The sequence below is a fragment of the Geobacillus sp. DSP4a genome (assembly GCF_013096875.1).
Taxonomy (GTDB): domain Bacteria; phylum Bacillota; class Bacilli; order Bacillales; family Anoxybacillaceae; genus Geobacillus; species Geobacillus thermophilus.
The window spans coordinates 18,658-44,516 of record NZ_SDLD01000006.1 but is presented as its reverse complement, the minus strand read 5'-3'; the positions used below and the strand labels follow the sequence as shown (position 1 = coordinate 44,516).

At 55.6% G+C, this 25,859-nt stretch carries 31 protein-coding genes and 1 riboswitch; of the genes, 8 read left to right on the top strand and 23 right to left on the bottom strand.

The features are described from left to right. Positions 1 to 125 precede the first annotated feature (125 nt). The 4 genes from ETC02_RS03575 to gcvT form a co-directional block, all read right to left on the bottom strand. Positions 126 to 1,316: an ROK family transcriptional regulator gene (locus ETC02_RS03575; protein ID WP_171698061.1), complete on the bottom strand. Its 1,191-nt coding sequence runs from the start codon at positions 1,314 to 1,316 to the stop codon at positions 126 to 128. Positions 1,317 to 1,498: 182 nt separating this feature from the next. Beyond that, positions 1,499 to 2,965 (bottom strand): aminomethyl-transferring glycine dehydrogenase subunit GcvPB, encoded by a 1,467-nt coding sequence (gene gcvPB, locus ETC02_RS03570; RefSeq protein ID WP_033010187.1) that lies wholly within the window; start codon positions 2,963 to 2,965, stop codon positions 1,499 to 1,501. Beyond that, on the bottom strand, positions 2,958 to 4,304 hold the full coding sequence (gene gcvPA, locus ETC02_RS03565) for an aminomethyl-transferring glycine dehydrogenase subunit GcvPA (protein ID WP_033010188.1): 1,347 nt from the start codon (positions 4,302 to 4,304) through the stop codon (positions 2,958 to 2,960). Before gcvPA ends, gcvPB begins: the two co-directional genes overlap by 8 nt. Positions 4,305 to 4,321: 17 nt before the next feature. Continuing rightward, positions 4,322 to 5,419: a glycine cleavage system aminomethyltransferase GcvT gene (gcvT, locus tag ETC02_RS03560; RefSeq protein WP_033010240.1), complete on the bottom strand. Its 1,098-nt coding sequence runs from the start codon at positions 5,417 to 5,419 to the stop codon at positions 4,322 to 4,324. 189 nt (positions 5,420 to 5,608) lie between these two features. Beyond that, positions 5,609 to 5,697, bottom strand: a riboswitch (glycine riboswitch). Positions 5,698 to 5,915: 218 nt separating this feature from the next. On the opposite strand from gcvT, the gene ETC02_RS03555 reads away from it, so the two are divergent. Then, a complete protein-coding gene (locus tag ETC02_RS03555) occupies positions 5,916 to 7,580 on the top strand; it encodes a DEAD/DEAH box helicase (protein ID WP_033010189.1) in 1,665 nt (554 codons plus the stop codon). Then, positions 7,567 to 8,361 carry a YqhG family protein gene (locus tag ETC02_RS03550; protein ID WP_033016406.1) on the top strand — a complete coding sequence of 265 codons (795 nt, stop codon included), beginning with the start codon at positions 7,567 to 7,569 and terminating at the stop codon, positions 8,359 to 8,361. Before ETC02_RS03555 ends, ETC02_RS03550 begins: the two co-directional genes overlap by 14 nt. 96 nt (positions 8,362 to 8,457) lie before the next feature. Here the strand turns inward: ETC02_RS03550 and ETC02_RS03545 are convergent, their stop codons facing one another. The 8 genes from ETC02_RS03545 to comGA all read right to left on the bottom strand — a co-directional run bounded on the left by ETC02_RS03545 (position 8,458) and on the right by comGA (position 12,873). Then, positions 8,458 to 8,637 (bottom strand): YqzE family protein, encoded by a 180-nt coding sequence (locus ETC02_RS03545; protein WP_044743170.1) that lies wholly within the window; start codon positions 8,635 to 8,637, stop codon positions 8,458 to 8,460. Positions 8,638 to 8,776: 139 nt separating this feature from the next. Next, positions 8,777 to 9,166, bottom strand: coding sequence for a competence type IV pilus minor pilin ComGG (gene comGG / locus ETC02_RS03540; RefSeq protein ID WP_044743169.1), 390 nt, complete (start codon positions 9,164 to 9,166; stop codon positions 8,777 to 8,779). 108 nt (positions 9,167 to 9,274) lie between these two features. After that, a complete protein-coding gene (comGF, locus tag ETC02_RS03535) occupies positions 9,275 to 9,676 on the bottom strand; it encodes a competence type IV pilus minor pilin ComGF (protein ID WP_230581369.1) in 402 nt (133 codons plus the stop codon). A 23-nt stretch (positions 9,677 to 9,699) separates the two neighbouring features. Then, a complete protein-coding gene (locus tag ETC02_RS03530) occupies positions 9,700 to 10,026 on the bottom strand; it encodes a hypothetical protein (RefSeq protein ID WP_047818694.1) in 327 nt (108 codons plus the stop codon). After that, positions 10,010 to 10,453 (bottom strand): competence type IV pilus minor pilin ComGD, encoded by a 444-nt coding sequence (gene comGD / locus ETC02_RS03525; protein WP_232721966.1) that lies wholly within the window; start codon positions 10,451 to 10,453, stop codon positions 10,010 to 10,012. The genes ETC02_RS03530 and comGD overlap by 17 nt, the downstream gene beginning before the upstream one ends. Further along, the gene (gene comGC / locus ETC02_RS03520; protein ID WP_100659103.1) at positions 10,437 to 10,733 is read right to left on the bottom strand and encodes a competence type IV pilus major pilin ComGC; all 297 of its coding nucleotides are present in this window, start codon (positions 10,731 to 10,733) and stop codon (positions 10,437 to 10,439) included. Before comGC ends, comGD begins: the two co-directional genes overlap by 17 nt. 41 nt (positions 10,734 to 10,774) lie before the next feature. Beyond that, positions 10,775 to 11,803, bottom strand: coding sequence for a competence type IV pilus assembly protein ComGB (gene comGB, locus ETC02_RS03515; RefSeq protein ID WP_063211706.1), 1,029 nt, complete (start codon positions 11,801 to 11,803; stop codon positions 10,775 to 10,777). Next, positions 11,800 to 12,873, bottom strand: a complete 1,074-nt coding sequence (comGA, locus tag ETC02_RS03510; RefSeq protein ID WP_011231917.1) for a competence type IV pilus ATPase ComGA — start codon at positions 12,871 to 12,873, stop codon at positions 11,800 to 11,802. The genes comGB and comGA overlap by 4 nt, the downstream gene beginning before the upstream one ends. Before the next feature lie 192 nt (positions 12,874 to 13,065). Here comGA and ETC02_RS03505 point away from each other — a divergent pair, with 192 nt between their 5' ends. Together ETC02_RS03505 and ETC02_RS03500 are read left to right on the top strand one after the other, a co-directional pair. Continuing rightward, the gene (locus ETC02_RS03505) at positions 13,066 to 13,764 is read left to right on the top strand and encodes a helix-turn-helix transcriptional regulator (RefSeq protein WP_011231918.1); all 699 of its coding nucleotides are present in this window, start codon (positions 13,066 to 13,068) and stop codon (positions 13,762 to 13,764) included. A 156-nt stretch (positions 13,765 to 13,920) separates the two neighbouring features. Then, positions 13,921 to 14,163, top strand: a complete 243-nt coding sequence (locus tag ETC02_RS03500; RefSeq protein WP_033010198.1) for a DUF2626 domain-containing protein — start codon at positions 13,921 to 13,923, stop codon at positions 14,161 to 14,163. Positions 14,164 to 14,197: 34 nt separating this feature from the next. On the opposite strand, the gene ETC02_RS03495 is transcribed toward ETC02_RS03500, so the two are convergent. Together ETC02_RS03495 and ETC02_RS03490 are read right to left on the bottom strand one after the other, a co-directional pair. Further along, positions 14,198 to 15,325, bottom strand: coding sequence for a class I SAM-dependent methyltransferase (locus ETC02_RS03495; protein WP_033010199.1), 1,128 nt, complete (start codon positions 15,323 to 15,325; stop codon positions 14,198 to 14,200). A gap of 268 nt (positions 15,326 to 15,593) precedes the next feature. Then, positions 15,594 to 16,226, bottom strand: a complete 633-nt coding sequence (locus ETC02_RS03490) for an MBL fold metallo-hydrolase (RefSeq protein ID WP_011231920.1) — start codon at positions 16,224 to 16,226, stop codon at positions 15,594 to 15,596. A gap of 169 nt (positions 16,227 to 16,395) precedes the next feature. Between ETC02_RS03490 and ETC02_RS03485 the strand changes: the two genes are divergently transcribed. After that, positions 16,396 to 16,572 (top strand): DUF2759 domain-containing protein, encoded by a 177-nt coding sequence (locus tag ETC02_RS03485; protein WP_033010201.1) that lies wholly within the window; start codon positions 16,396 to 16,398, stop codon positions 16,570 to 16,572. Positions 16,573 to 16,673: 101 nt separating this feature from the next. Here ETC02_RS03485 and ETC02_RS03480 read toward each other — a convergent pair whose 3' ends face one another. The 4 genes from ETC02_RS03480 to ETC02_RS03465 form a co-directional block, all read right to left on the bottom strand. After that, entirely contained in the window at positions 16,674 to 17,834 is a 1,161-nt protein-coding gene (locus ETC02_RS03480; protein WP_050367548.1) for a M14 family metallopeptidase, read from the bottom strand. 183 nt (positions 17,835 to 18,017) lie between these two features. Beyond that, positions 18,018 to 18,971, bottom strand: a complete 954-nt coding sequence (locus ETC02_RS03475) for an ROK family glucokinase (protein WP_171698060.1) — start codon at positions 18,969 to 18,971, stop codon at positions 18,018 to 18,020. 10 nt (positions 18,972 to 18,981) lie between these two features. Then, a complete protein-coding gene (locus ETC02_RS03470; protein ID WP_033010242.1) occupies positions 18,982 to 19,194 on the bottom strand; it encodes a YqgQ family protein in 213 nt (70 codons plus the stop codon). A 96-nt stretch (positions 19,195 to 19,290) separates the two neighbouring features. After that, a complete protein-coding gene (locus ETC02_RS03465; protein WP_033010203.1) occupies positions 19,291 to 20,754 on the bottom strand; it encodes a spore germination protein in 1,464 nt (487 codons plus the stop codon). A 125-nt stretch (positions 20,755 to 20,879) separates the two neighbouring features. Between ETC02_RS03465 and ETC02_RS03460 the strand changes: the two genes are divergently transcribed. Then, the gene (locus tag ETC02_RS03460; RefSeq protein WP_033010205.1) at positions 20,880 to 21,749 is read left to right on the top strand and encodes a hypothetical protein; all 870 of its coding nucleotides are present in this window, start codon (positions 20,880 to 20,882) and stop codon (positions 21,747 to 21,749) included. On the opposite strand, the gene ETC02_RS03455 is transcribed toward ETC02_RS03460, so the two are convergent. The 5 genes from ETC02_RS03455 to rpmG form a co-directional block, all read right to left on the bottom strand. Continuing rightward, positions 21,746 to 22,918 (bottom strand): rhomboid family intramembrane serine protease, encoded by a 1,173-nt coding sequence (locus tag ETC02_RS03455; protein WP_063211702.1) that lies wholly within the window; start codon positions 22,916 to 22,918, stop codon positions 21,746 to 21,748. The genes ETC02_RS03460 and ETC02_RS03455 overlap by 4 nt on opposite strands. 204 nt (positions 22,919 to 23,122) lie before the next feature. Next, complete coding sequence (locus ETC02_RS03450; RefSeq protein WP_167438915.1) at positions 23,123 to 23,299, bottom strand: hypothetical protein; 177 nt, start codon at positions 23,297 to 23,299, stop codon at positions 23,123 to 23,125. A gap of 75 nt (positions 23,300 to 23,374) precedes the next feature. Further along, on the bottom strand, positions 23,375 to 24,151 hold the full coding sequence (locus ETC02_RS03445) for a DUF92 domain-containing protein (protein WP_033010209.1): 777 nt from the start codon (positions 24,149 to 24,151) through the stop codon (positions 23,375 to 23,377). Then, complete coding sequence (locus ETC02_RS03440) at positions 24,141 to 24,710, bottom strand: 5-formyltetrahydrofolate cyclo-ligase (protein WP_033010210.1); 570 nt, start codon at positions 24,708 to 24,710, stop codon at positions 24,141 to 24,143. Before ETC02_RS03440 ends, ETC02_RS03445 begins: the two co-directional genes overlap by 11 nt. Before the next feature lie 58 nt (positions 24,711 to 24,768). Continuing rightward, the gene (gene rpmG, locus ETC02_RS03435; protein WP_011231931.1) at positions 24,769 to 24,918 is read right to left on the bottom strand and encodes a 50S ribosomal protein L33; all 150 of its coding nucleotides are present in this window, start codon (positions 24,916 to 24,918) and stop codon (positions 24,769 to 24,771) included. Between the two features lie 166 nt (positions 24,919 to 25,084). Here rpmG and ETC02_RS03430 point away from each other — a divergent pair, with 166 nt between their 5' ends. Further along, positions 25,085 to 25,426, top strand: a complete 342-nt coding sequence (locus ETC02_RS03430; protein WP_033010212.1) for a hypothetical protein — start codon at positions 25,085 to 25,087, stop codon at positions 25,424 to 25,426. Beyond that, complete coding sequence (locus tag ETC02_RS03425; protein WP_050367550.1) at positions 25,423 to 25,857, top strand: MltG/YceG/YrrL family protein; 435 nt, start codon at positions 25,423 to 25,425, stop codon at positions 25,855 to 25,857. Before ETC02_RS03430 ends, ETC02_RS03425 begins: the two co-directional genes overlap by 4 nt. Positions 25,858 to 25,859 lie beyond the last annotated feature (2 nt).

The following is a 25,859-nucleotide window of genomic DNA, read 5'->3' as shown; positions in this document are numbered from 1 at the left end:
CGTGACGGAGGCAAGCCTACGGCTTGCCTTCGACAGTCAAAAATGGATGAGCCACTTTTCCGTCAAGGATATGTTAAACGATTTCGTTGCATCTATATAGGCAGGCGCCTTTGCTGTTGCGGCCGTCAAGGAGCCGTCTCAAATTCCGGCGGCAGGACGACCGCCTCAAGCACCGAAGCAGCCGCACCGATGGCGCAGCTTTTCTCTTTCAGCTTCGAGGCGATGATGGACGGCTCGCTTTCTTTTTTGACGAGAATCCGCTTCCTCACTTCTTGACGAGCCGGGCCGAGCACGTACTCGCCCGCCTGGGCCAGCGGGCCGCCGATAATGATCGCCTCCGGATTGTACGCGTAGATCACCTGCAACAGTCCGATGCCGAGATAACGCCCCGTTTCCGCCAAAATGCCGGCCAACGGTTCATCGCTTTCCGCCGCCAGCGCCATCGCGGCGATGGAAAAGCGGTCGTCCAGCCACTCCGAACGGCCTTCTTCGGCCAAACGGCGTTCAATATATTTTTGTGAAGCGTACATTTCCCAGCAGCCGGTATTGCCGCAAGTACAGCGGACGCCGTTGACATCGATCGTATGATGGCCGATCTCGCCCGCTAGCCCGTTCACCCCGCGATACAGCTGATGATGAAGGACGACGCCGGCGCCGACGCCGATGCCGGCGCTAATATACACAAAATGGGCAAACTCCTTGCCGGCGCCGAACCATTTTTCGCCAAGCGCCGCCAGTTTCGCCTCGTTTTCCACAATAACCGGATATTGCGGCCATCGCTTTTGCAAGGCCGATGCCAACGCCACATCGCCCCAACGCAAGTTCGGCGCAAAAATCACCGTCCCGCTTTCCGTATGGACAACGCCCGGCACCCCGATGCCGATTCCCATTACGCCGTACGGCGTCGTCGGCGCCCGGCGGACCGCGGCTTCAACCAATTCGGCCATCTCGCCGACAATCGCCTCCTGCCCTTCGGACGGGCGGAACGAACGCCGCTGCTCCCATATGATTTCAGCATTTAAGTTCGTCACCACGGCGTACAAATAGTTAACGCCGAGCTCGACGCCGACAAGCGAACCGGCGTCGGCATTAAAGCGGAGCATGAGCGGCCGGCGTCCGCCTGTGGAGACGCCGATGCCGCTTTCATGGACAAAATGCTCGGCGATCAGCTCATCGACGAGCGCTGAAACCGTCGCTTTATTCAGTCCGGTCGTTTTCGCAATATCGGCGCGTGAAATCGGGTGTTGGTCGCGGATCAATTTCAGGACGAGCTGTTTATTCATTTTTTTGACAAGAGTGATGTTCCCTGTCCTCACGTTTTCGGTCATCCTTTTCGTCATGACTTTTAGTATGCACCGCGAATGATGGATCAGCCATTGCTATTAGTTTATATAATAAACTAACTCGACTTTTCTGTCAATGCCGCCATAGCAATGCAGCTGTCCCCAAACGAAACGGCCCGCCCACTGTCGGGCGAGCCGTTTGTCGGTATCACGGATCAGTTTGTCGGCTTTTGATAGCGCAAAATCGGCTTGCGCGCTGCGGTCGTTTCATCAAGCCGCTTGACGACCGTCGTATGCGGCGCTTCTTGAACGATTTCCGGAGTTTCTTCCGCTTCCTTGGCAATTTGAATCATCGCATCGATGAACGCATCGAGCGTCTCTTTCGACTCCGTCTCGGTCGGCTCAATCATCATGCACTCTTCGACGATGAGCGGGAAGTAAATGGTCGGCGGATGGAAGCCGAAATCAAGCAGCCGTTTCGCGATATCAAGCGTTCTGACGCCAAGTTTCTTTTGCCGCTTGCCGGATAAGACAAACTCATGCTTGCAATGGCGGTCATACGGCAAATCGTAATACTCGGCAAGACGGCGCATCATATAGTTGGCGTTTAAAACGGCGTATTCGCTCACCGCTTTCAAACCGTCCGGCCCCATCGAGCGGATGTACGTGTACGCCCGGACGTTGATGCCGAAATTGCCGTAAAACGGCTTGACGCGGCCGATTGACTGTGGACGGTCGTAGTCAAGGTAGCAACGGCCGTTTTCCCCTTTGGCGATGACCGGTTTCGGCAAAAACGGCACAAGGTCAGCTTTCACCCCGACCGGGCCCGATCCTGGCCCTCCGCCGCCGTGCGGGCCGGTGAACGTTTTATGCAAGTTCAAATGGACGACGTCAAAGCCCATATCGCCGGGGCGCGCCTTGCCGAGGATGGCGTTTAAGTTCGCGCCGTCATAGTACAGCTTGCCGCCCGCTGCATGGACGATTTCCGCCATTTCGACGATTTGCTCTTCAAACAGCCCGAGCGTGTTCGGGTTCGTGAGCATGAGCGCCGCTGTGTCAGGGCCGACGACGCGCCGCAAATCCTCCAAATCAACAAGGCCGGCGGCAGTCGATTTGACCGTCACTGTCTCAAACCCCGCAACGGTTGCCGACGCCGGATTCGTACCGTGCGCCGAATCCGGGACGATTACCTTCGTCCGGTTGAAATCGCCGTTGGCCTCATGGTAAGCGCGGATCATCATGAGCCCGGTCCACTCGCCATGGGCGCCGGCGGCCGGCTGCAAGGTGACCGCATCCATGCCCGTGATTTCTTTTAAATGCTCCTGCAAGTCGTACATCAACTCAAGCGCCCCTTGCACCGTTTCTTCCGGCTGCAGCGGGTGGATGTGGGCAAACCCGGCGAGACGGGCGACGTTTTCATTGATTTTCGGATTGTATTTCATCGTGCACGATCCAAGCGGGTAAAACCCGGAATCAACGCCGTGGTTTCGCTTGGAAAGCGCCGTGTAATGGCGCATCAAATCGAGCTCCGATACTTCCGGCAGTTCCGGTTCTTCAGAACGCAAATAATCGGGCGGCACAAGCTCGCTGACATCGACAGCCGGAACATCGAGCGCCGGCAGGCTGTAGGCGATCCGTCCCGGCTTGCTTCGTTCGAAAATAAGCGGTTGATCGTTATGCATGGCAATCCCCCAATTCATTGACGAACCGATCGATTTCTTCTTTCGTGCGCAGTTCGGTGACAGCAACAAGCATATGATTGGAAAGTTCCGGATAATCACCGCCAAGGTCGTAGCCGCCGATGATCCCCTTTTCGAGCAGGCGGGCGTTCACCTCAGAAACCGGACGGTTGAGCCGGATGACGAATTCATTGAAAAATGGACCGGCAAACGGCGACACAACCCCGTGCTGTTCGAATGCCTGTTTCGCATAATGCGCCTTTTGCATGTTCATCGTCGCCATCTCTTTTACGCCCCGTTTTCCGAGCGCCGAGAGCGCCACCGAGGCGGCGAGGGCATTCAGCGCCTGGTTCGAGCAAATATTGGATGTCGCTTTATCGCGGCGGATATGCTGCTCGCGCGCCTGCAGCGTCAACACAAACCCGCGGCGCCCGTCTTCATCTTTCGTTTGCCCGACGAGCCGGCCTGGAATTTTCCGCATCAGCGGCGCTTTGACAGCGAAATACCCGCAATGTGGGCCGCCGAACTGCATCGGGATGCCAAACGGCTGCATATCGCCGACGACGATGTCCGCCCCCAATGCGCCGGGCGGGGTCAAAATGCCAAGGGCAAGCGGATTGCTCGCGACAATGAACAGGCTTTTCTTTTCATGGACGAGCGGCTCCATCGCCTTGAGCGGCTCGATTTGCCCGAAGAAGTTCGGGTATTGGACGACCACACACGCCACGTCATCCCCCATTTCCGCTTCAAGCGCTTGAAGATCGGTAACACCGCCGTCGTACGCAATTTCTTTTACCTCTAATCTCTGCCCTTTCGCATACGTGCGCACGACATCGCGGTATTGCGGGTGAACGGCCGCGGAAATAAGCACTTTCGTCCGCTTCGTATGAGCGGCAGCAAGCAGCACCGCTTCCGCGAGCGCCGTGCCGCCGTCGTACATCGACGAATTGGCGACATCCATGCCTGTCAGCTCGCATACCATCGTTTGGAACTCAAAAATGGCTTGCAGTTCGCCTTGGGAAATCTCCGGCTGGTACGGCGTATACGCCGTATAAAATTCGGAGCGCGACAGGACGTGGTCGACCACGGCCGGAATATAGTGGTCATACACGCCCGCTCCTAAAAAGGAAACATATTGCTTGGCGTTGGCGTTTTTGTCCGCTAACGCGCTTAACTCTTTCCATAGCTCCGGCTCCGACTTCGCCGGTTTCACGTTCAACTCGCCTCGAAAACGCACTTGTTCTGGAATGTCGGCGAACAGCTCATCAATGGATGCAACGCCGATCGTTCGCAACATTTCCTGCTTGTCTTCTTCCGTCATCGGCAAATAACGATGGAGCACCGTATTTTCCTCCTTGCTTATGACTTCGTCCGCTTGTAAAACGGGATCGGTACAATCTTCGCCTTCAAGCGCTTGCCGCGAATGTCCACCTCCACGACCTGACCGGCTGCGGCAACATCCGCTGTCACGAGCGCCAACCCGATGTTTTTCTTCAGCGTCGGCGACTGCGTGCCGGTCGTAATGAATCCGACTTCAGCGCTCCCGGCAAATACCCGGTAGCCATGGCGCGGAATGCCGCGGTCCATCATCTCGATGCCGACAAGCCGCCGCGGCGGTCCGGCTTCTTTTTGCCGCTTTAACGCGGCCTGGCCGATAAACGGCGATTCTTTTTCCGTTTTGACGGCAAACCCGAGCCCGGCTTCAAGCGGGGAGATCGTTTCGGACAATTCTTGGCCGTAAAGCGGCAGACACGCCTCAAACCGGAGCGTATCGCGCGCTCCCAGTCCGCATGGGAGGACGCCGTCTTCGGCCCCGGCTGTTAAAATGGCCTCCCATAACGTGATGGCATCCTCTGCCTGGCAATAGATCTCGAACCCGTCTTCGCCCGTATAGCCGGTGCGCGAGACGAGCGCCTTTACGCCGGCCACTTCCACATTGTCTTGGAACGAAAACGGACGCATCGCCGGCAAATCTAGATTGGTTAATTTTTGCAGCACGCGTTCGGCCGCTGGTCCTTGCAGAGCAAGCTGCGCCGTTTGCGCTGAAACGTTGTCAAGCTCGACATCCGCATCGATGTGCTCATTCAGCCAGGCAAAATCTTTTTCCGTATTGGCGGCGTTGACGACAAGCAAATAGTCGCTCTCTCCTTTTTGATAAATAAGCAAATCATCGACCGTGCCGCCATCTTCGTTGCACATGAGCGTGTATTGCGCCCGCCCTGGACGAAGCTTGGCGACATCGTTCGTCATCAGTTTTTGCAAAAAGGCAAGGCTTCCGCGGCCGCGGACCGCAATTTCCCCCATGTGGGAGACGTCAAACAGTCCGGCGCGCGTCCTTACCGCTTCATGCTCTTCCTTGATGCTTGAAAACTGCACCGGCATTTCCCAGCCGCCAAATTCGACTGTTTTGGCGTTGTAACGGGCGTATACCGGAAATAGCGGCGTGCGCTTTAACAAGGCGATTCCCTCCCTCATCGAAATGCATGACGCAAAAAAGGACAGACTCCCCCCTTTGCGAAAAAAGAGAGGCTCTGTCCTGGCACCTGAAAGTTTCCCGTCGGCCGCTTGCCTGCGCCTTGGCGGCAGCGAGGTCCCGACGGTTTCCCCTTGGGTGGCCCGCCGATAGGCAGGCGCTCTCCAGAGCTGCGTCAAGCAAGAGTCTTTTTGCCTGAGAGATTCGCGTTTCCGCTTGCTCCTTCGGCGCTACATTCCGTAGTCTCTCCCCTTGCCGTCATCCGCCGATCAATAAAATTTTCCAAAGCGGGCATACTAAGAAACGCCCTTGACCGCCATTCATGCGAATGTTCTAAATTTATACTACCATTAACCACTCAAAAAGGGCAATAGGAAATGATCGAACTTTTATAGAAATTAGCCGTCAAAATGTTCTTGTTTTGTCTAACAAAGAGGATTTTTACGGAATAAACATTCGTCACAAGGGAAGGGGATGGACATGAACATTGCGATCGAAATGGACGAGACGTGGAAAAAGGAATTTCTTGAGCGCATTGAAAAAGACGGGCCGTGGGCAAGCTGGGAAATGTATGAGCTGGCGTTAGAGGCGGCCCATCATTTAAGCGTGCCGGAATTTGACGGCCTGCAGGCGCCTAAGCACTTGCCGCATTTGACGATCCTCCCGCACCAGCTCGAAGTGGCGCGCCGCGTCGTTGAAGAGATGAACGGCAAAGCGATTTTGGCCGATGAAGTCGGACTTGGCAAAACGATTGAAGCCGGGCTCGTCCTAAAAGAGTATATGATTCGCGGCCTTGTGAAAAAAGCGCTCATTCTCGTTCCCGCCTCCCTTGTTTCACAATGGGTGAAAGAATTGAACGAAAAGTTTTTCATCCCGGCCGTCCAGCAAAAAAAGAGCTACGTCTGGGAACAGTGCGACATTGTGGTTTCTTCGATCGATACAGCGAAAAAGGAGCCGCACCGCTCCATCATTTACGAACAGCCATACGATATGATCATCATCGACGAGGCGCACAAACTGAAAAACAACAAAACGAAAAACTACGAGTTTGTGCAAAATTTAAAAAAGAAGTTTTGTTTGTTGCTGACGGCGACGCCGATTCAAAACCGGATTGAGGAAATCTTCAACCTCGTCTCACTTTTGAAGCCCGGCCATTTAGGCAACGCCGAGCAGTTTGCCAAAACATACGGCAAAACAAGGGCGGTGCAGGCGAACGAGCATTTAAAAGCGCTCGTCAACAAAGTAATGATCCGCAACCGCCGCGCCGATACACCGATCGAATGGTCGAAGCGCCATGTCGAGCCGGTGTTGATCGAGTTTACGGATGAAGAGCGCGAACTGTACGAAGCAGTGAGGGCGCTCCGCCATGAGCCGTTCGCCGGTTCGTTTTCGCTCATCACGCTGCTTCGCGAGGCGTGCAGCAGCCGTGAAGCGCTGTTTTTAACCATAAAAAATATGATGGAGAAATGCGAAGGAGCCATTCCTGAAGCGCTTGAGCAGGTGCTGGAAAAAATCAACGCCGTCACGACGAATTCAAAGGCGGAAAAAGCGCTTGAACTGATCCGCTCCATTAACGATAAGGTGATTATTTTTACGGAATACCGGGCGACACAGCTGTATTTGCAATGGTTTTTAAAACAGCACGGCATTTCATCCGTCCCGTTTCGCGGCGGCTTCCGGCGCGGCAAAAAAGACTGGATGCAGGAACTGTTTAAACACCACGCCCAAGTGTTCATCGCCACCGAAGCGGGCGGCGAGGGCATCAACTTGCAATTTTGCCGCTATGTCATCAACTACGACTTGCCGTGGAACCCGATGCGCCTTGAGCAGCGGATCGGCCGCGTCCATCGCCTCGGGCAGACAGATGACGTTTACATTTACAACTTCGCCGTCAAACAGACGGTCGAAGAGCATATTTTAACGCTTCTCTATGAGAAAATCCGCTTGTTCGAGCGGGTAGTCGGCGAGCTGGACGACATTTTGGCGAAAATGAACCTCGCCAACTTGGAACGCTACTTCGAAGACGCCTTCGTTCATTCACGGAGCGAAGGGGAGATGAAAATCAAAATGGAAAACATCGTCGCGATGATCGAGCTGGCGGAGCAGCTCGGAAAGGAAGGAGGCAAACGGCATGCAGCAACATGAAATCCGTCGTTTTGTGGAGCGTTATTTTGCCGCCAACGGGTGCACGTTGTTGGAAGCGAATGACGACTATATGACGGTCCAGCTGACGCCAGAAATGGATAAAGAGCTGATGAACCGGCCGTTTTACTGGCATTACATCGAACGGACGGGCGGCGTCCCGCAGCCGATGCAGCTCACGCTGATTACCCGCCCGAGCGAACGGACGGAAAAGCTGAAAGGCGACCGGCTTCATTTCGGGGCGCCGCGGCTGCACCAGCTGTTCCGCTCGGCGCAAAAACGCGGCAGCTTCATTCGTTTGTACGAAGAGCCGGACGCCCCGCTCGCCAGCCATGCCGCCCTTCATCCATGGCTTGGGATGAACGTTGTCATTTCCTACGAATGCGACCGAAAAAAAGATGCCATCGTCTCTCTCGGCCTTCATCTCATCAGCGGCACGATCATCGAATCGTTCCACGAGCGGCTCCGCGCGCGCCGGCTGACGCCGAAAATCCCGGACTATTGTTTTACAATTTCGCCGCTCATTAAGCCGCCAAGCGGCATCGCCCGCCTCGAGCAATATATCCGCGGCCGCATTGCCGCCGACGATCATGCATGGGCCGAGGAAGCGCGCCGGCGCTGGGCCGACGATTTAGCTTTGCTTGATGAGTTTTACAAAGAGACGGAAGAAAAGCCGGAGTGTTATTATATCGAGAAAGAAGCGCTTGAAAAACAGTACAAGCCGCGCATCACCGTTTCCGTCATTAACGGCGGGCTGTTTTACTTGCTGCCTCGCACATCGTGAGCTGCCGTGCGGAAAGCCTGCAGCCTGAGCCCGGCGCGGATTCCGCCATCCCTCTCCATCAAAAACGCCCGCCGGCTGCAAGCCAGCGGGCGCCCATTACGGGCGGCGCCGAAACAACAAACGGAGTGAAAGCGGCACGATGCCGAACAAGCGGTAAGAGAGCGGCGGCCGCTCTTGTTTGCGCGCGCTCCGCCGCCGCGCCCGCTCCTCTTTTGGCATATCCATATACGTGACGAACCGCTGGGTGACAAATTTGACATAGTCGTTGACTGCCATCGAAGCCCCCCTTTTTTCTTTTAGTTTTTCCTCATCTTTCCTTTTTTAACCGTTTTCCGAAAGAAGTCCCCTCCTCAAGAAACGTAAATGGCACAGCCCGATGAGTAGGCGGGAGATGAATTTCGGCCGGCGGAGCAGTTCACCCGTTTTGCTCCGTCCATTCCGTAATATCGAGCGATGGAAGGGCAACGGTGAAGGCGACCGTCCGCTGCAGTCCGGCCGCCGAGCGAACCGTCAAGAAAACCCGGACGCTCGCCTCCGTTTCCTTTTGCCACCGGCAGACCGCCTCCCCGCGCGGATACGTCCACTTTCCTTCCTGTTTCGTTGTCACAGCAGCCGTTGCTGCAATTTGTTCCTTTACATCAAACACCGCCATTTGCACGAGCTCGTCCGCCTCAGCCGCCTGCCGGACGGCGTGCGCCGCCTGCTGCTCCGCCTCGTATAAAAGTGCGGCATTCGTCATAAAAAACGCTAGCAGCAACGCGACGACCGCGACAAGCGGGAAAATCACCCCATCTTGGCGGCCCATTTGTCCTCCCCCCTTGCGTCTTTTCCTCCTTGCCGACACCGCGCAAAGCATGAGGCCATAAAGCCTCAATGATGCGCTCGCCTCGTTCCAGGCTTAGCGCCGCCTTGCCTAAAACATCCGCGCCACAAACGCGTCGCACACCTTGCCGTCATCGGCTGTCACTTGCAAAAACAAGCCATGGGCGCCGATGCGATAGGACACCGCCCGCACATGGCGGAGCGCCGTCTCGTAGCCTGCTCCGTTCACTTGACGAATCAGTTCCGCTTTTGGTGCAACCAACGAGAAACTGACCGTCTCGCCATTCCATTTGTGTAAGTACAGCACACGGCCATCCGTCGACCATTTTTTCGCTTCATTCAACTCGATTTGCAGCTGCTGCAAAAACAGCCTCCATTCCAAGCGCGCAAACCCGTCGCTCGGCTCTGCGGCGAGCGGGCGGACAGCAAGCAGCGCCGGGATGACCGCGGCCACCGCTAAAGCAACAGCCAAGGCCATCAATGCCTCAAGCAATGCAAACCCGCCTTCCTTACTTCCTATCGCTTGCTGTACCCGCACTGCTCCTTTTCGCGGCCGGCATAATCGTTCCAACGCACACATACTTTCCACATCCGCCCTCCTTCCTCATACGCCCGAAGCCGAAACACCGTCCGCCCAATCGATGCCTTCGTTTCACCAACAAGTGGCTCCTCATACAGCGCAATGGCCAGCAGCCGCTGCGCTTGTTCTTCAAGAGCGAGGTTGTTCCGTTCAAGCTCCATTTGCATCAACATAGGCAGAAAAACGGCGGCCGCCGTCCATAACAGCGCCAACGCGAACAACGCTTCCATGAGCAAAAATCCGCGGCTACATTTTTTGCACATAAAACCGCCCCTTCCCGAGCAAAAACGTCACCTTGTAGCTGCCCCGGCCGCTTTTCACCCAAACAGTTCCCGCTTGCTCGATATTGCCATTATCGGTAAAGATGAGCGGATTACGGAGCGTGCTGAGCTGAAACCGCCAAGGCGCAGGAAGCGAGCGGACGACGACCGTCCGGCCGCTTCCTCCTTCGACCGCCCTATACTCACCGCGTCCATTGCTGAAAAAGACGGACACCTTCCTCCGATGGGCGATGGCGTGCTGCTGCGCGCTGTACAAGTCGGCGCGCAGCACGGCCAGCATATGCGCTTCCTCCTGCTGGCGCACCGCCCCGCCGAACGCCGGAACAGCCAACACCGACAGCAAAAGGACGACCGATAAAACGACCAGCATTTCAAGCAGCGTAAACCCGCCGTTACGAGCCACTTTCACTCACATCGCCGTTCGCGCTGATTTGGATGGCATGACCGTTCGGACATTTGTCCGACTTGATATAGCGGCCAGCGAGCAATTCCTGCACCGTCGGAATTTTGTTATGTTCCATCTCGTATGCCTTCACTTGCGCCTGCACGGTGTTCAGAAACGCTTCGCACCCTTTTTCGTTAATCATGCTGTTATGTTTCGCAATGTTCGGAATCGCAATGAACAGCAGCACGGAAATGACCATCAGGACGATCAACATTTCAATGAGCGTAAACCCTTTTTGGTTCACAACTATTCCTCCTCGCTCGACAAATGTAGTTATCGCTTGTTTTACAAGCTGTTCAACATCGAAAACATTGGCAGCAAAATGGCCAAATACATGCCGACAATCAGCGCCCCGACAACCGACAGCAAAAGCGGCTGCACGAGCTTCAGCGCAGCCTCGGCCCGTTTTTCGATCATCTGCAGCAAAAACTCGCCGTAATGTTCAAGCTCCTTGCCAAGTTCGCCGTTCGACTGGCCGTGGCGGATGACAAGCGCCAGCTCCGGCTCATAATAGCGGGCGGCGCCGACAAGGACATCGAGCGCCATGCCGCCTACGAGCCCATCGCGGATACGCCGGCCTTCCACTTGCAGAAACGGCCCAGAAGCAGGCTCGCTAAACACTTCGAGCGCCTCATAAACCGACAACCCGGCCTGCAGCAAGCGCCCGAGCTGTCGGGCAGTCAGGCAGGTGAGGAACAGTCTCAGAAACGAAGCAAGCCCTGGAATTCGCAAGGCGAATTGAAGTTTTCGGGAGACCGGCCAGCGGCGGAAATAAGCGGTGTAAAACAGCCCGGAGAACACCGCCAAGACGGCGATGGCCGCCATCGCCATAGGGGCATGGGCGACCACCGCAAGCAGCCAAGCGGTGTGCCCGCGTTGTGGAGAAAACGCCGCCGCCGCCCGTTCAAACTGCGGCAGCAGCCACCATTCCATCAAGACGAGCATGATGATGAGCAAAGAAAGAAGGAACAGCGGATAGCGGCTGAAGCGGTGAAGCTGCTCGTAGAAGCGTGCTTTTTGCGCCAGCGCTTCCCCTGTCTCTGCCATGCCGCGCGGTAAATCGCCATGCCGTTCGGCAAAAAAGAGAAGGTTAACCGCCATGCGGTCGACCGACAGCGCTTCGACAGCCGCAAACAGCGGCAGCCCGGCGCGCAGCTGCTGCAGACAGCGTTCCACTTCCATCCGGCGGTGTGTGGGAGCCTGAATGGCCAAAAACTCAAGCGCTTGCCCAAGGGGGTAACCGCGCTCGAGCAACCGGCCGAGCCGAGTGAAAAACAACGCCTGTTCAGCGAGCGGCCACATTTTGCGTTTCATCTTTCTCCCCCTCCGACGAGCTCAAGCATGCGAACGGGCAGGTAGCCGAGCGCAATCCCCTTGCGGATCAAGCGCGCCAGCGTCATATAAGAGCGCTTTGGCTTCCCTCTCCCATTGGAGAGGGAACGAATCACGTCCTCCAGCGCTGAACCGCAAAGCAACTCATAAACAGCCGTGCGCCGGCGTCGTCCAAGACGGCCGCACGATGGATGGCAATCGTCGCCGCACAGCGGGCAGCACAGCTCGACAAGCCGCTGTGCAGAGACGGCAAGCAGCGTCTCGGCCAAATCGCCGAGCGGAATGCCGAATTCATGCAGCCGGTAGACGGCGCCGACTGCATCGGCGGCGTGCATCGTCGAGACGACCAAATGGCCGCTCAACGCTGAACGGATGGCAATGGCCGCCGTATCATGATCGCGGATCTCGCCGACCATCAACACATCCGGGTCATGGCGCAGCGCCGCTTTTAACCCGGCGGCGTATGTGATGCCTGCTTTTTCATTGATTTGCACTTGCAACAATCGTTCGTTCTGTTTTTCGATCGGATCTTCAAGCGTGATGATGTTGCGTTGCCTTTCAGCTTGGCAAAGATCAAGAAGGGTGTAGAGGGTCGTCGTTTTTCCCGACCCCGTCGGGCCGGTCAACAGCACAAGCCCTTGCGGATGCTGCATGAAGGAAAATAATCGTGCGGTGGAGCGGAAGAATAAAGATAGTTCGCGAAGCGGCAGAGAGAAGCGCTGCGGCAGAAGCCGAATGACGAGGCTTTCATCGTAGAGCGTCGGCAATGTCGATAAACGCAAATACACCGTTTCCCCAAACTCAGCCACTTCCATGGCGCCGCTTTGCGGACGGCGTCGTTCCCCGATGTCCATGCCGGCTAAAAATTTAAAGTGGGCGATGAGACGTTCCGCCGTTTCCTTCGAAAGCACGCCAACGTCGACAAGCATGCCATCAAGCCGAAGACGAACAGCGGCATCGCGGCGGCGCGGAACGAGGTGAAGATCCGAGGCGCGGCGCTGCACCGCTTCGGCGAGAAGGCGGTTTGCCGTTTGTTCGATCTCGTTCAGCACATATTCCCTCCTTTCGACAGACTGCTTTGTATTTCGACGAGCATGAGTCGTTATCCTGCTTTTGGCGCAGCTTTTTTGTGAAATTTTTTTGAATGTCAGTCCACTCACTGCCAATAGTGACAAAAATCATTCCTCGCTTTGGACGATTTCATTATAATAACCATATCAATGATTCATTTAGGAGGGAAACCAATGGAACAAACGCTGAAAATCACAAGCGTATTGTCTGACCCGACAAGATTTCATATTTATGAATATATGGCAAAAGTGCATCGCGAAGTTTCTGTTCAAGAAATCGCAGAAAAATTTCATATCCATCCAAACGTTGCCCGCTTGCATTTAACGAAGCTTGAAGACGTTCGCATGGTCGTATCGGATACGCAAAAAACGGGAAAAGGCGGGCGGCCGAGCCGGCTGTACCGCCTGTCCGACGAAGTGATCGGGCTGTATTTTCCGTTCCGCGATTATCAACTCCTCGCCCGCATCGCCATTCAAACGATGGCCAAACTCGGTCCCATTGGAAGCGAGGCGTTGCGTGAAACAGGAAAGCGGTTCGGCCGTGAGCTCATCGCCAGCCGTTTGCCGCATAACGGCACAGCGAGCGCGCTCACCATGGCGGACAAAATCGCCATAATGGAAGAGGCGGCCGAAGCGGCTGGATTTTTGCCGCAATTGCACTATGATGAAGAAAAAGGAGTGCTATACCTCGATATTTTCAACTGCCCGTTCAAAGAAATCGCCGCGCAAGCACCTGATACCGTCTGCGGCATGCACCACGCTTTTTTGGAGGGAATGGTCGAGACGCTGTTTGCCGGTGCTGAAGTAACGGAAACGGAAAATATGATGGAAGGCAGCCACCGCTGCGCCTACCGCACCATCATCCGTCCGTGACAGCGTCCCTCCTTCCTTCTTTTTTGTCTGAAGCAAGCAACGGCCGGCATTGGCATCATTTCTTACCACTTGTCCGAAAGCGTTATTTACATTCCCAATCATTGTACATTATAATAAGTAAAGACCAATGGATTGCTCAAAAAGGAGGGATACATAATGGATCGCATGTTCCGCGTCTTGGCTTTTTGGACTGGCATTTTTGCCGTCATGTTTTATCTTGGCCATATGCATACGACATCGCTCATCTTCTTTGGCCAAACCGTGTTTTTCCTTTTCGTCGGCTTTTTGAAACTGACCGAGCGAATGTACATTTACATTTTCGGGGCATATTTGACGATTTTCTTCGCGGCATTTACGTATTGGACGACTTTTATGATGGTGCCCGGCATGGGTGAATGAAAACAGGCAGAGCCCGTTCTCTGCCTGTTTGTCTTTATGGCAAAAATTCCGGCGCCGCCCAAATGTCCGGGATGGGAAGCTTCACGCCTTTTTGTCCGATGAGCACATCGAAAAAACGGCTGATGCCGTCATCGGCGACCAACGCGCGAAGCATCCGGTCTTCCCGGCTCGGCGGGGCAAACAACTCCGCGCTTTTGGAAACTGCCCATTCGTCCAAGAGACCGGCAGCAAGCAAAAACCGATCTTGGCGGAGAAACGCCACCTCCTCCCACCCGGTCTGCCGGGCGTACAAGCGGATGGCATCCCATTGTACATGGGCCGTCAAATCCATCTCCCCAGGACGGTGAAGCGGGTCGGGGACGAGCCGATGGCGGAAATAACCCCGCAAGCTGCCGTGCCGCCGCGCCGGCGCCCGCAGCTGTTCGTCCGTATAACCATAATCAATCGTCACCATCACCGCCTGGCGAAACTGCGGCCCGATGTCAAGCCAAAATGATCTTGCCGCGAGCGGCACTTCCAAGCGCTGCCCTTCGGCAAGCGAGAGGCCGCGCTCAGCCAAGTAGCGAGCAATATCCAAGTTGCAAAGCGGCTCCTTTTCCTCGACGAGCCGGCCGTCACGGGCGGCGACGAAACATTCATAAAGAATCCCTTGTTCCTTTGCAATCACATGAATCGGGAGTGCGTCAAAAAATTCATTGCTGAATACGATCCCAGAAAACGGCCCACGCTCGGCGAGCCAGCGGGAGACGTTGTCATATTGCTCCACTTTATCGGCAGCCGCGCGAAGCGTTTCCCGCTGCCTTTGACGGTGGAACAGGCTTTGATCGATGATCGTATACGACAACTCACGGTATGTATCAGGGCTTTTTTTCTCCCATTCTTCCAATATCGCCAGCGCCAAACGTCCATCCCCGCCCCCCCACTCGCAAATCGCCGGCGGCAGGCCGCCCCGCTCAACAATCCGAATGAAAAACGAAGCAAGCGCTTTTCCGAATACGGCAGCGAACGAGCTGTTCGTAATGAAATCTCCCTTCCTGCCGATTTTCGTCCGCTCGCGCATATAATAGCCCGCCTGTGCGTCATAAAGCGCCATGTTCATATAATCGGCGTATGACACACGCCCTCCCGGCGCCGCGGCAATTTGTTCGTACAGTTGTCCCATGATGGTTTCCTTCCTTAAATTTTTTTGTTTTTACTATTGACATAGTGAAAACAATGGTATATGGTTATAATAGTAGCTTAACTATATCCCCTCCCATTATTATGGATAGAACATCCCCCAAAAACCCTTCTTGGCGCGGCTAAGAAGGGTTTTTTTGTGTGTTCCGGCGCCAGGAGGCCTTCCGTTGCGCTTTTCCTTGCCCAAAGGAGCCGCCTGCGTTTGCCCGAGGGAATTGCTTGTGTGAAGCCGACGTAGACGGCTTTTTTTCTTACGAAAACCCATGCAAAAACGGATTTGCATCCATCTCCGCGGCGATCGTCGTCTCTGGCCCATGGCCTGAAAGAACGATCGTTTCCTCCGGCAGCGTAAGCAGTTCGTCATGAATGCTTTTCAACAGCTGCTGATGGTTGCCGCCTGGCAAATCCGTGCGTCCGATGCTGCCGGCAAACAGCGCATCGCCGGAAAACACAATATTGGCTTGTTTGCAATAATACGAGACGCTGCCCGGGGAATGCCCCGGCGTTTCGCGGACATCCAACGCAAACGGACCAATGTTCAGCACCGTCGGTCCTTTCAGGCATGTCGGTTCGCAGCGGACAGCGACCGGACCGCCGAAATAAAGCGAGCCATTCAATGCCGGATCTTGCAGCCATTGTTTTTCCTTTTCGTGCACATACACTGGAATGTCCCAGCGGGCAAGCACGTCCGGGATGCCGCCAATATGGTCAAAATGCGCATGCGTCAGCAAAATCGCCAACGGGGTCAGCCCTTTTTCCTCGATCCGGCGGACGAGCGCCGCGCCTTCCGCGCCGGGGTCAACGATTAGGCATTGTCGATCTGCAGACGACAACAAGTAAGCGTTGGCCTGAATCGGGCCGACAGGGATGCGCGTCCATTCCATGGCCATCTCCTCCTTTCCTTGACATGTCCAATATTTAACTTTATTTTACTGCTTTTTTTCAAGCGATGGAAGAGAAAAGAGAAAGGGACCTCGACAAATGGAGGAAAAAAGATTACAATGAAAAAGAATGGACACGTTTGTACATACTGTTTCATGAGGGGGTAAAACGATGGGTACGGTCATTATTTTTGCACTTGTAACGCTGCTTGCCCTTTATGGAATGCTCCGTACATTGCGCGAGAAAAACGTGCTCGGATTTTTATTTGGGCTTGGCACAGCGGCGGTTTTCGGCTGGTTTACAGTGATGACGATTTTGCACCACGGCATTCCGACAGGCACACACTGAAAACGCAAGAGGCGGACGGAGCCTCTTGCGTTTTTTCACGCCTTTCAGAGCATTGCGATGCAATTGGCAGCCCATGCGGCATTTCTCCGCAAACGCCGCCTTCAAGCCATTTCGAGCGCAGCCAAAAACAAACCGAGGCTGTCGCGGTATATTTGCGCAAATTGCGAGAGCGGCAGCGGGTTGACCCCTTCTCCGAGTTCGACCGTATAGCCTCTGCGCCGCCATGTCTGAATGAACCAGTCGCGGTAGCCGGCGTGGCTGTCAATATAGCGAATCGCTTGGTATCCGCTCGCTTCGGCCATCGCCTTGACGGCCGCCTCCGCTTCTGGCGGCTCCAATCCTTCGTACCCCCAATAAATCTCCTTTCCTTGTGTATGAAACGCAACAACCATTGCAAAATCCCCTTCTTCAGCCAGCGCTGCCATCGCTTTCGCCTCCGGCTCCGTAAGCGGGGCGAATCCTGGAAAATCACGCGGTGCCGGCGCTTTCGGCGGTTTGCGGGTCTGTTCTATTTCCCAGTTAGCTGGGAATTGATTGTTTAAATCAACGCCGCGGATGTTCGCTTTCCATTGCGAAAAGTCGAGCGATCCACCGTTGATGCAGACGACTTCGCTCCGATGCGGCTCTTCTTCCGGCGGGCCGTTCAGCACAAGGTTGACGCCGTCGGGATTGACCATCGGCACAACGGAAAGAGTCACTTTACGGTAATAATCAAGCACCCGATGGCCAGCAAGCTCGTCATCGTTAACCAACGCCCTCGCGTACTCGTCGATGAGCGCCATTAATACTGCCGTTGTAATCCATTCGTTGGCATGGAACGATCCGTTCATATGGACGCGCACCGGGCCGCGGCCGATTTGCAGTTCAACGAGCGGCAAGCCGAGAACGCTATGGCCGATCGTCCGCTGGCGCACAAACGGATAGCGACAGACGAGGGCGGTGATATCCTCCATCAAAGCGGCAAAATCGTACGGACGGACGCTGCGGACGACCGGGGACGAAATCCGCTTCGGCAGCGGCGCTGTTCCGTTGATGACCGCCATCGCCCCCGGCAGCCGCCGCAGCACCTCCGTCGGCAGCGATAGGCGGTCAGCGAGCGCTTCCCACGTATCGATCGTCGCGTATCCCGGGATGGCAACGGTCTGCCCAGGGCGCAATCCCTCTTCCACATGCGGATTCGAATCGATGATCAGTTCAGTCGGCACCGAAAACCATCGTCCATATGTTTCAAACGTATCGCCGGGCCATGCTTGAAGGTGCATGCGCCGTCTCCCCTTCCCATTTCTTTACCTTAACATATGTCGGCAGACGGCAAAAAATGAGCGCCTGGCAGGCGGCAGTGCACGAATGTTCGCAAACATCTCCTTCTTTAAAGTTCGTTCCAATCTCATATCATCCAACAATAAGAAAAGGCGCCCCAACCTTTTTGGGACACCTTCCGTTGTTTACGCGCCGACAAGCTCTTTCGCCAGCCAGGCGGCGCCGATGACGCCGGCATCGTTGCCAAGCGTCGCTAAAACAAGCTTCGCCCCAGCGGCGACGCGCGGGAACGCGAAGCGGCGGAAATGGGCGGCCACGCGCTCGACAAGCATGTCACCCGCCTTGGACACGCCGCCGCCGATCACGATTTTCTCCGGGTTCGTCACATTGGCGGCATTCGCCAACGCCCAACCAAGATAGTACGTTGCTTCATCGACCACTTCCAATGCCAGCGCATCGCCCGCTTTGGCGGCGTCAAACACCGCTTTGGCCGTCACATCCCCATTGCGAAGCTCACTCGGACGCTCATCTGCGGTCAATTTCTCCTTGGCGATCCGCACGATGCCGGTGGCGGACGCAATCGTTTCCAAACATCCGGTTTTGCCGCAGTTGCAACGGGCGCCGCCATCAGGGATCATCGTCATATGTCCGATCTCTCCGCCGGCGCCGTTTATGCCGCGCACAATGGCTCCGTTGGCAATCACACCGCCGCCAACGCCGGTGCCAAGCGTCACAAACAGCAAATGGCGCGCCCCTCCCCCGGCCCCTTTCCACATTTCGCCGAGGGCGGCGATATTCGCGTCATTGTCGACGGCCACCGGCAGCCCTGTCTCTTCTTCGAGCTTTCGTTTTAAGGGGTAGTGTTTCCATCCTAGATTGACCGCTTCATACAGCATTCCTGTTTCTTCCTGAACCGGCCCGGGGGCGCCGATTCCGATGGCGAGCAGCTGTTCTTTCGTTCCGCCAAGCCGGGCGAGCGTTTCATCCAACGACCGGGCGATATGGGCGACGATCCGTTCGCCGCGGTTGGACGTGTCTGTTGGGATTTCCCATTTGTGTACAATGATTCCGTCTTCTGTAATAAACGCCATCTTCGTCGTCGTGCCGCCAAGATCGATGCCTGCCAACCATTGTTCCATCGCCATTCCCTCATCCTTTTCTCATTCGTTTTTCCCGCTCGATTTGCGCTTCCTGCCGCAAAACAAATAACGCAGCCTGCAATTGTTTGACATCGATGAGCTGAGACTCGTACAGCTCTTTCACTTCCTCCTCCATCAGCTCCAAATCGGCGAGCCGGTCGCCGACATAAATGATCGTGCCAAACTGTTTGAGCAGCTGTTGCACATCGTATACTGTCTTCATCGTCATTGATTCTCCTTTTCTCCCTTTTTAATGTATCGGCAAATATCCGCATCCGTCAAGACAAAAAAGCAGGCGCCGGGAAATAGAGCGCCTGCGTCAACGGTCAGGGTCGCGCGGATGAAGAATGGCCGGCCGCCGGTTTTTCAGCGGCATCGGCGAGCGGATGAGCACATCGCGCATCGCCCGATAAGAAAACGGAATAAACGGCCATAAATACGGGATGCCAAACGACGACATCCGGGCCAAGGAGATGATCCAAACGGTAAGGCCGAGCACATAGCCGTACAGGCCGAACAGGCCGGACAAGATCAGCAAAGCAATGCGGACGAGCCGGTTCGCCAAGCTCATCTCATAGCTTGGCGTCGCAAACGTGCCGATGGCGGCAACCGAGAAATATAAAATCACTTCGTTGGAAAAGAGGCCGACCTCCACGGCAATGCCGCCGATCATAAGCGCCGCCACCAAACCGAGCGCTGTCGCCAGCGAGGACGGCGTATGAATGGCGGCCATTCGCAGCATATCCATGCCGATTTCGATCATCAAAATTTGGGCAAAAAGCGGAATATCGCCTAATTTCGCCTTTCCTAAAAACTGCAGCGGCCCCGGCAGCAGTTCCGGCTCCGTCATCAATAAATACCAAAGCGGCAACAAAAACACCGACGCCCAGACAGCCAAAAAGCGAACGAGCCGCAAATACGCCCCGACGATCGGCTTGTTCCGGTATTCTTCGGCATGCTGCAAATGATGCCAAAACGTTGCCGGGGTGATCATGACGCTTGGCGACCCGTCAACGATGACGAGCACATGCCCTTCGTACAAATGGGCGGCCGCCGTATCAGGACGCTCCGTATAACGAACGACCGGGTACGGGTTCCAATGCCGCCCGGAAATAAACTCTTCAACCGTCTTTTCCGCCATCACGAGCCCGTCCGTATCGATGGCGGAAATCGACTGCCGGACGCGGCGGACAAGTTCCGGGTCGGCAATTTCTTCAATATAGCAAATGCAAATGTCCGTTTTCGAGCGGCGCGCCACCTGTACATATTCCATCCGCAGCGACGGGTCGCGGACGCGGCGGCGGATGAGAGCCGTATTAAAGATGATCGTTTCCACAAACCCGTCGCGCGCCCCGCGCACTACCCGCTCAGTGTCCGGCTCCTGCGGGCCGCGCACTGGATAGGTGCGGGCGTCAATTAAAAGGATGCGATCCACGCCATCAACGACGAGTGCCGTCGGTCCGGCAAGCACGGCGGCGACCGCCTCCTCGAGATCGTTCGTTTGCCCGATTTCTACATAAGGAAGATGCCTTTTTAACAGTTTTTCGAGCGGATCAGCGTCCAGTTCGCCCTCGTCTAGATGGGACAAATTTCTCATTAAATAATGCAAAATATCGTCTTTCACAAACCCGTCAATCATAAACAATGCCATCGCCCGGCCGCCATACTCGACGTCGAGGCGGATGACATCAAAGCTTTTGCCGACCCCAAGCCGCTCGGCTAAGTAAGCCGCATTGTCTTGGAGACGGCATGAAGCTGGCCGTTTCGGCACACGTTTGTCCATCGCCATCCCCCTGCATCTCGTGTCACTGTATACTCCCCATCATAGACAACCAGCAGGAAATTCATACATAAATGTCCCTTTCTATGCATATATTGGTGGAAACTTGTCCGCTCAGGGAGGATGCCATGAGACGATGGTTGTTGGCCGCCGTAGGAGCAGCGTTTTTTCTCGCCGCTATAGCTGCGCTGTTTTCGTGGTGGGAGCGTCAGCGCACCGAGGAAACGATTAAATTTTTCCCGCTTGACCGCGAGGCGGTGTTCACCGAAGCGAAAACCACTCTTGCGCTTGCAACAAACAAAGAGCGCGGGCGCTATTCGCTGCGTTGGTCCACTGTCTCCACGCTGAACCGCCGCGCCTATTTGCGGCAAGACGTTTCATTGCTGTTTGCTGACGGCCGATTGGTGGATGTATTGTCCCGATGGGAGACGAACACCGGAACGATCGCCATGGAAAAAACAGCAATTATGCATGATAGCCGTTTTTTCCAAGCCATTTCGTTCCATCATGGTGAACTGCACAGGGGCGAAACGATCACAAGCAGCCAAACGATGTCAAGCGCGTATTTGTATGTCATCGACTCGCCATACCATCCGCTCGCATCATTCCGCCGGCCGAAAACGGACGCCGAGCGCGAATGGCAGCGCGTCTTGAACAAGGCAACGAACGAATTTCTCCGCCATAAGGCGGACGAGCTGCTTTCCCATTTTTCGCTATCGAAAGAAGACTACTACGCCCTTTATTTGCCGGAGCTTGTCGCTTATACGGAACAACCGCTGCCCGGCTTGTCGATGACAAAAACACAGACGATCATCGGCCGCCTATGGGAGGGGATCTATAAGTCGTACGTTCTCGGCATAAAAAAAGAGGATGGCTCCATCCTCTCGCCGATCGGCAGCACGGTGCCCCTTATTTTGATCCGGAAAGATTACGGTCAAATCCTTGTTTTGCTTGAAGCGAAAAATGGAGACAAAGTCATGCTCATCCAAGTTCCTTAGCGGAAACCAAGCCATAAGCCGGACGCTGCCAATAACAACGCGGCGGCCAATGCGCCGGCCTGCCGCCCCGAAGCGGTCTGCTTCGGCAAATGGACAGCACCCGCTGCCAGAAAGCCGCCGACAAGCCCGCCGATATGGCCGGCGTTGTCAATGCCGGGAACAAGCAGGCCAAACAGCAGGTTGACGACGATTAAGCTGATTACGTTCATGCCCATCGTCCGAAAAAATAGATGCCGGTAAACCGTCCCAAAATAAAGAAGCGCCCCAAACAATCCGAAAATGGCGCCGGACGCCCCGGCCGAAATCGATGGAGTGAACAAAAAGCTCGACAGCGTTCCGAAAAAACCAGCCGTTGCATAAATGATCAAAAAGCGAAGCGAACCGTATAACCGCTCTGTCATCGTCCCTAAATAATACAGCGCAAACGTGTTCGTCAACAAATGCAAAAACCCGATATGCAAAAACATCGGCGTCAAAAATCGCCACCATTCCCCCGCCTCAATGAGCGGATTGAATTTGGCGCCATACCGGATCAAGACGTTGGGGTCCGTGCTGCCACCGCTCCACTCGAGAACAAAAAACATAGCGACTTGCACGATCATCAGCAGCCGAGTGAACACCGGCCTGCCGTATTCAAAAATGCGCCGCTCTTCCTCCCGTTGGCGGCGCCATTCCGTCAGCACTTGATGTTTGAAACGCTCAGCGGCGGCGAACGGGTCTTCCTCTTCCGCAGATGGAGCCGGGCGGAGCGCCGCCCCGGTCATCTCCTCGAGCCGCGGCAGCATGTCATTGATGTTGCCGCTATGAATGAGAAGCGTATGAAACGCGCCATCGCCCGTCCCTAAAAGCGGCAGCGGTTCGTCAATGAGAAACTCCCAGTCATCAACCGGCGGATACGCCATGATGTATACGTTGACAACCTGGCCTCCTCTGCCGGTTGCCCGTCCGTCCATCCGCCGAATGAATTGCCACGTATATTCCATATCAAGACGCAGCGACCGACTCCAGTCGAAATCGGCGCGGACGAGGCGGATGAGTGTCGGCCGCCGCCAGCGGGCCGATTCGAGCCATACTTCATCCCCGCGTTCGGCCATCCGCGCGATGCGGTAACCGCCGCGAAGCAAAAGATGAACAAGCTGCCAAAACAATACATCCATCGTTCCAACCATGTTCTCCTCTCCCTTTCTCCGGCAGGCCGAACCCGGCGGACAGCAAAGCTCCGGCTGTCTGGATGATCCAGCGCAATCCAGAGGGAGGCTGTGCCGTTCCCGCCCCAGGCGCGCTTTTTCCACCCGCCCGCTTTGAAATCGACGATAAGGGTGGCCAGCTTCCCGTTCGCGGCATCATAAAACGGCCAGCCGGCCACCGCCTCTCTAGCGCAACATTTGCGACACAACCGCGTTGCGCACCGCCGGAATGTTGAGCGCAAAGCGAACAAGCTGCTTTCGCAGCGGCGGAATGCGCAACGCCCAGTCAGCCATTCGGTAACGATAACGATAGGCGAGCCATCCGGCTGCGACCGCCAACAGCGAGTACGACCATTTGTTCATTGGTGTTCCCCCTTCATCATATGACATGCTCGTTATTCTTTTTCCCTTTTTCCCCTTAATTATGAAGCAGACGGCCTAACGCCCCAGCACAAGGGCGGCGGCAAGCACCGCACCGGCAGCCGACAAGACGTTGACGGCATCGTTGTCAAGCCAGCGCCATCCTTTCACCTGAACGGTCATCCGCCCGCAATGCTGTTTTCGCTCGGTGGCGATCCCGCATACCGGACAGCGGTAAACGGTCTGCCAGGCGGCGCCAAGCCATGTATCCAGCCAGCTGCCAAACCAGCCGAACAGTGCAAGGGGGAGCCACGGTGCAGCGGGAAGGAGCAACGCGCCGCTGGCGGCGATGAACAGCGCCCCAGCAAGGGAAGCGGCCGTGCCAAGGAGCGTCACCGCTCCGGAAGTGCCGGCCTCGACCGGCTGAAAACTCGGCCATGTCCGCGGCGGACGCCGGCTCAAGGCACCGATTTCCGACGCCCATGTATCGGCGTTCGCCGCCGCGACCGCGACGACGAACAGCTCGTTCCAAACCGGGTCAGGGAGCAGCGCCGCCAGCAGTCCGAGCGCAGCCGGCACTCCACCGTTGGCCAGCACTTGGACCGCATCGCGCCGCCCCCCTTTTGCCACTTTTTCGGCGAGTTTCTCCTTTTTCCGCCTCCCGATATGGCTGAAAAAGCTGGAGCTGGCAAAAAATAATCCCAGCAACCATAGCCCGCTCCATGAAAAACCATACCCAACCAAGGCGCCGACAACAACGGTCGCCGCCGCTCCCGAGGCGGACAGCAAGCGCAGCAGCCACCCGCCGCCGGCTGCGATGGCGGATGCAGCAATATACGCCCATTCACCGCTCACAGCGAATGACCCCTTTATCGGTAATAATGAACTCTACCGGCACGTCATGTTCTTCTGCTGGGATGTCGTCCACCACTTGAAACGAATAGGCAAGCGCCGCCGTCACTGCCGCCGCCCCCGGCAAGTACCGGTCATAATACCCGCCGCCGTAGCCGATCCGAAAGCCATTTTTGGCAAAACACACTCCTGGAACAATAATGAGATCAAACTCCTCGCGATCCATCGCCGTCGTTTGTTCCTCGATCGGCTCAAGCAGCCCGGCATACGCCTCTTCAAGCTGGGCAAACGACACGATCCGCCGAAACGTCATCGTTTTCGCCGCTGGGTCGCATTTTGGCACGCCGACTTTTTTTCCTTCCCTCCAAGCTTGTTCAATGATCGGCGCCGTATCCACTTCCGTCTCCCGCGCCACCGTGATGGCGATCGCCCGGGCTTGTTTCCACGGCGTCCATTGATATAAATAACCGGCAATTTGCCGGTCGCAAACTCGTTTTTCAGGCGCCGGAAGCTGCCGAAGCCGGCTGAGCATATGACGGCGCAGTTCCCGTTTGCGGTCCATCGTCGCTCCCCTCTCTGCCCGAAAGATAAAAAAGCAGCAGGAATGGCGTTCCTACTGCTTACTTCGTTTCGCGGTGCAACGTAACTTTGCGGTCCCGCGGGCAATATTTTTTCAGTTCAAGACGTTCCGGGTTGTTGCGTTTATTTTTGGACGTAATATAGTTGCGTTCGCCGCATTCTGTGCATGCCAGTGTAATGTTCACACGCATCCTTTTTCCCTCCAAACGTGCTTTATATAATCAGACCTTTCTATGATAGCATTTTTCTGCGACGATTTCCACCTCTAAATTTCATTTCCCTCCATTTTATCTTTTTCCACAAGACCGGCCACAAATAGAATACGATATGATATAGTGAAAAGAGGAGGGATTCATGATGGTAGAATACACGATCATCGCCTTGGCGGCCTTATCGATTCTTTTGCTTGTCCTTTCCTTTTTCGCCAAAGACGAATGGAAGCCGCTCGAAGAACAAATTGACCAGCTGGCTGTCTCGTTGGCGCAAGAAACGTATCAAATGAAAAAACGGCTGCAAGTCATCGAGGAGGAACTGCTCATCCCTGAGCGCCGGCGCCCGCCCCGCCGCGGTCCTTTTTCCGACACCGAGCGGCGCATCTTCTTTTTGCATAAACAAGGATTTCCGCTCGAAGAGATTGCGCAAGAGACCGGTTTGACGGTTGCCGAGGTCGAGCGGATCGTGAGGAGATTGTTGCGATGAAGAAACGGACGATGCGCGCCTTTGCTCTCGGCCTGCTTGTTGCCACGTCATTCATCGGTGTCTCGTATTATCATTCCGCCCCCGATGCGCCGACGGAAGCGGAAGTGCAAGCGTTTCTCGAACAACGCGGGCTTGTTGCCATTGCGAAAAGCGAATACAATCAACTTCGCCGCGGCCGGCAAACGTCGGCTGAACAGCCGGCTGCGCAACCGGCGAAAACAGTATACATATACCGCCTTGTCATCCAAAAAGGCGACACTCCGGAAACGTTCGCCAAAGAGCTTGAGGCTGCCGGCATTATTCAAAGCGCTCGCACGTTTCGCGAGTATTTGCAACAGCACGGGCTGACGCGCTCGATCCGCCCCGGCGTCTACAATGTGCGAAGCGATATGGACTACGCAGCCATCGGCCGTTTGATTGCCGAACCATAACG